The organism is Chamaesiphon sp. OTE_8_metabat_110, assembly GCF_031382685.1.
Classification (GTDB): domain Bacteria; phylum Cyanobacteriota; class Cyanobacteriia; order Cyanobacteriales; family Chamaesiphonaceae; genus Chamaesiphon.
Genome location: NZ_JANMZA010000051.1, coordinates 1 through 4,818 on the forward strand (window position 1 = coordinate 1; position 4,818 = coordinate 4,818).

General features: G+C 49.3%; 5 protein-coding genes and 1 pseudogene. 2 read left to right on the forward strand and 4 right to left on the reverse strand.

The window, feature by feature from the left end; genetic code table 11:
- A pseudogene (locus RMO52_RS01970) lies at positions 1-395 on the reverse strand (ribosome biogenesis GTPase YlqF); the annotation flags it as partial.
- Between the two features lie 164 nt (positions 396-559).
- Entirely contained in the window at positions 560-721 is a 162-nt protein-coding gene (locus RMO52_RS01975) for a hypothetical protein (protein ID WP_309739971.1), read from the reverse strand.
- 15 nt (positions 722-736) lie between these two features.
- Here RMO52_RS01975 and RMO52_RS01980 point away from each other — a divergent pair, with 15 nt between their 5' ends.
- Positions 737-1,693 carry a protochlorophyllide reductase gene (locus RMO52_RS01980; protein WP_310410430.1) on the forward strand — a complete coding sequence of 319 codons (957 nt, stop codon included), beginning with the start codon at positions 737-739 and terminating at the stop codon, positions 1,691-1,693.
- 309 nt (positions 1,694-2,002) lie between these two features.
- Here RMO52_RS01980 and RMO52_RS01985 read toward each other — a convergent pair whose 3' ends face one another.
- Entirely contained in the window at positions 2,003-4,369 is a 2,367-nt protein-coding gene (locus RMO52_RS01985; RefSeq protein ID WP_310410432.1) for a carotenoid oxygenase family protein, read from the reverse strand.
- A gap of 98 nt (positions 4,370-4,467) precedes the next feature.
- Entirely contained in the window at positions 4,468-4,596 is a 129-nt protein-coding gene (locus tag RMO52_RS01990; protein ID WP_310410434.1) for a hypothetical protein, read from the reverse strand.
- Between the two features lie 31 nt (positions 4,597-4,627).
- Between RMO52_RS01990 and RMO52_RS01995 the strand changes: the two genes are divergently transcribed.
- On the forward strand, positions 4,628-4,818 hold a 191-nt coding region (locus RMO52_RS01995), incomplete at its 3' end, for a DUF305 domain-containing protein (protein WP_310410436.1).

Below are 4,818 nucleotides of genomic sequence, written 5' to 3' on the forward strand. Positions count from 1 at the left end.
GGAAACCCAATCACGACGGCGCGTACCGGGCGCGGTAACAGCCCCCGCTCCTTGCGTTTTTGGTTGATTTCTACGCCAACTGATTGAGCGGCTTTGGAGATTGCGACTACCCCCGTACCTTGCTGAGCATTGGCGAAAAATGGTTGTTCGCCTTGGGAGATAAACCATTCTAACCAAAGTTCTCGCACCGTTGGCGGGATCATATCGACCCGATTGAGAATCAGGAGTTTGTGTTTATTCCCAATCCAGTTGGTGAGGAGCGGATGATAAGTTGCCAAGGGAATGCGCGCATCGCGAACTTCCAGCACCACGTCAACTTTTTTGACCTGTTCTTGAAGTTGGCGTTCGGCTTTGGCAATATGTCCGGGATACCATTGAATCGCAGGTATAGGCATGGTCTTAAAGTAATTGAGAATTGAGAATTGAGAATTGAAAATTGGGTTTTTAGGGTGGGATTTAGACCCCACCCTAAAATCAATCCATCTAAGATGTGGATGATTTAAGCCCATGCTCTTTGTTAACGATGATTCAGTTACCAGTTTAACTGCTAGTCCCGGACTTAATTTGCTGGGTACATATCTGGTTTAGAGTCTACTCGATCGAGATTGTGTAAATATTTTGGCAGTTCGACGATCGGGCGATCGATTTTGTTTGATACTAAAGGGTTGAGGTAACTGGCGATCGGGATGATAGTCCGATCTGCGGTTCTAGATCTAGTCACGCAAATTTTATCAAAATGACACAGCAGACAGTCGTAATTACTGGAGCCTCATCAGGAGTAGGCTTATATACCGCCAAAGCAATGGCGCAACGCGGTTGGCATGTCATCATGGCATGTCGCGATCTACCCAAAGCTGAAACGGCGGCGCAGTCGGTAGGGATGTCGTTAGATAGTTACAGTATCATCCATATCGATCTGGGTTCACTAGAGAGCGTCCGCAAATTTGTGGCTGAGTTGCGATCGACGGGGAGGTCTTTAGACGCGCTCGTGTGTAATGCGGCGGTGTATTTACCATTGCTCAAAGAGCCAATGCGATCGCCAGAAGGCTACGAAATCAGTGTGGCGACCAATCATTTCGGTCATTTCCTGCTGTGTAATCTGTTCCTAGAGGACTTAAAAGCATCTTCGGCACCACAGAAGCGGTTAATTATGTTAGGCACTGTTACAGCCAATTCTAAAGAGCTTGGGGGCAAGATTCCGATCCCGGCACCTGCGGATTTGGGCGATTTGCAAGGATTGGCGGCGGGTTTCACAGCGCCGATCTCGATGATTGATGGTAAGCCATTTAAAGCTGGGAAGGCTTATAAGGATAGTAAGTTGTGCAATATGATGACCAGTCGCGAGTTGCACCGTCGCTATCATGAATCAACGGGGATTGTGTTTAATACGCTCTATCCTGGTTGCGTGGCGGATACACCGCTATTTCGGAATAGTTATCCGCTGTTTCAGAAGATTTTTCCGTGGTTCCAGAAGAATATTACTAAGGGTTATGTGAGTCAGGAGTTAGCTGGCGAGCGGGTGGCACAGGTGGTTGCCGATCCTCAGTTTGCTCAGTCGGGGGTGCATTGGAGTTGGGGCAATCGTCAACAAGCGGGACGGGAGGGTTTTGTGCAGGAGTTGTCGGAGCAGGCGAGTGATGATAAGGCGGTGAGGATGTGGGAGTTGAGTGGGAAGTTGGTGGGATTGGGGTAGTTGTAATCGCTCAACTAGTTACGCCACAAACCCGACTTTTTGGAAAAGTCGGGTTTGTAGTACCCACTGTTAAGTGAATTCGCGATAATGCTTGTTTGAAGCGGAGCGGCAAATGTTAGATATTAGTGGGTTTCGTTTTTCCTAGCGGAGGCAGAACCCGGATCTGGGGGTTCCGACCCCCAGCCCCCCCGTTGAAAGGCGGGACGCCGCCTCTCAAACTCTCCTGCGTAAGGTTCGATTTGTGTGAGGCGCAGTGCCTTAGACCTTCTGCAAGAGATCTGTAGGTTGGGTTTCATTCTTCAACCCAACCTACGACTTTCTATCCCATAGATCTACTAATTCGGCTTCGCTAGTCTGGTTGATGTAGTGGGGATACACGACCTCCTGAAAGAGTGTTTTGGTGTGGGGGAAGATTTTGGCTTGGACGACAGGATTGAAATCGCGATCGAGCGTGGCTTTTCGCATGGCTTGGCGTTCGGCTGGGGAATATTTTCCAAATTGGATGGTGGGAATCCAGGTGGAGTGAATCATCAAGCCGAGATTGATGTCGGGATGGCTCAAGCGGTAAATCGGTTTGCCTTTGAAGTCATCGGCATGAAATACCCAAATTTCGTCTTGGGCGACAGTATGCGGATTATGGGGTTCGGCATCGGACATGATGACACAGACAATATAACCGTGGGTGGCGGGATCTCGATCGGGCGGACATGGATCTTTGCTGGGGATAAACTGAGGACTCCGCGCCAAATAACCGATCGGAAATTCAAAACTATCGGCGATTTCCATCCGCTCGGTGTCGATTCTCAACAAGGTTGCTGGCATATCGGACTGTGGTAAACCCTCGACGGGGATGACTCGATTGTCCCGATCGCGATATGCTCGATAGATGCGTTTGGGAATTGTTTCCCAGGTAAAGCCCCAACCCATCCAGTACAAACTGGTAATTTTTTCGCCAGTTTCTAATTCGCTATCGCGGTTGAGGTTGCGGTGCGTGTTGACTGATACCGACCAGGTATTGCATTTACTGGGATTATCGCCAGTATCGCTGAGGAAGTTTGCTTTAATTACGGCACCTGTTTTAGCATCGATCGTATATCGCGCCACGCTATTAAGATCGACGGGTGCGGGTTGGAAGCCGCGAAATTCTTTTCGCAAACATTTGGTTTGTGTCACTGGCGGTAAGCCTTTATTTACGCCAGCTAATGCTTCGATGCCTTTCGTAATTGCGGGTGTATTTTCACAGTCGAGATTGACGGATTCATCGTACTCGCCGATCCATTCCGTGACATCCCAGCCCCCATTATGGGCGGACATGAGGGTAATCTTACCGTCGGGATTGCGGTAATCGGTGACGAAGTGGGAAACCTCGCGAGGGAGGACGATTTTGATGGCGGTAAGCGTCGCTGGTTTCCCAGCGGAGATGGGTTTGTCTAGATCCGATCGAGCGATCGAATACAAGTTAGCATAGGGCAATGGTTGCACTAATTTGAGAAACATTAATGACAGCCAGTAACCGATTTGCACGGAGTATTTACGGATGCCACCAAACAGAAAGGGTGCAAAAATTTGGGATAACTCGATCTTAAAGGCAATGTCGCCGACGATAATATAGTCTTCCGTCAACGCCATCTGATGAATCGCTTGCTGGATAATCACGGGTTCGCCATTGGGGAGAACCAGCCGCCATTTTTCAAAGCTTTGGCTGTCAAATCGATATCTCACTAAATTCGTAAACGCACCCCAAGGATTTTTGAGAAGTATGCCATCTAAACCGCGCCTAGCCTTATACCAGCGCCGAAACCTGTCGATAACACTCAGGAGACTCAATCCCGCCGAATAATTTGCCGTAATAAACTCCCCCGCCGCGCCTGACTGGAGATGGTCGCAAACTGGATGCGCGGGGTTAGAATAAGGCTGAAAAACTTGCGTCAACCAAGCGGGCTGTTTGGGAGCCAATCCTTGCCAATTGCTAGCTGCTCCAATCGGTTCGAGCAGTTCGAGCGAATCGGGATCGATAATGTGGGGACGTGCGGCATCGAAGGTGGCGAGCAGATGCTCTTTAGTTGCTACAAACGCGGTATTCATCTGGTTGCGCGTCCCTAATAGCAGGCTGTGACGCACCATGCCACCATCAAGAAACCGATAACCAATTTTGTCAAATTTAGGGACTAATTGCGCCGCTAGATCGGCATAATAGCAGGGCGTTTTCATCATCCGTGTTTTCAGGATTGCCGTGCCGTTTTCAAAACCGAGCCGATACAACATGCCATCGCCATTGAGTACCATTCGATCGCCCCTAGCATAGGAATCAGCACTAAAGCTTGTTACTGGGGGCAATGGACAGGCGAAAAAGGCATACCCATGGATGTCTGCTGGCAACTGCCCAGTATTAGTCGGAAGTTGCGACTCGATCGCCGTAGGCAATCCCGCCCGATCGTCTGCTAGAGTGCGATCGTCGATCGTGATTAATGTCCCATAGATCGGCTGCGGCTGGGTACTCAATCTTGCCAGAATTTCTGGCTTGACTTCCGCCGCTAGTTCGGGACTGAGGTACCAGCACAAATGCACGTTGAGGGGAGTAGGATCGTGCTCCTGGCGGCGTTTGCGAACATCTGTTAAATTGGTACCGATCGCCGAATACGGCGTAAAATTTGCAACCGTTGGAGCTGGTGACATTGGTAGTGCCTCTGTAGATGAAAGATATCATACTACTAGAGTCCCCGCGAGCGGCGCAGTTGTAACTTACTTTAGTTACATAATTTTAATTCCGATAACTAATTTTGGCTCGCTCGAACTGGAAAGGCGATCGATTCCCTGCAAACTGGGTGGACGGCGGCAATAGCCACGATCGACTCACAAGTTGGCAATCGCCATCGGATCGAAATTAACTGTTCGTATTTCATCAGTTGACAGGACTATCAGGGTGCATTAATAATGGCTCAGGAAATATTGGAAAAGTCCAAACGTCCCAAATTAATTAAGCTAGCTCAAGGTATGCTCGCCGAGCAGAAAAAAGAAATTGCCCAGATGCAGCAGTGGCGCAAGCAATGGTATCCCAAAGCATCGGCAACACCGATAATGTGGCACGCTGCTATGAATCATGAAATGGCAATGACAGCCGAACA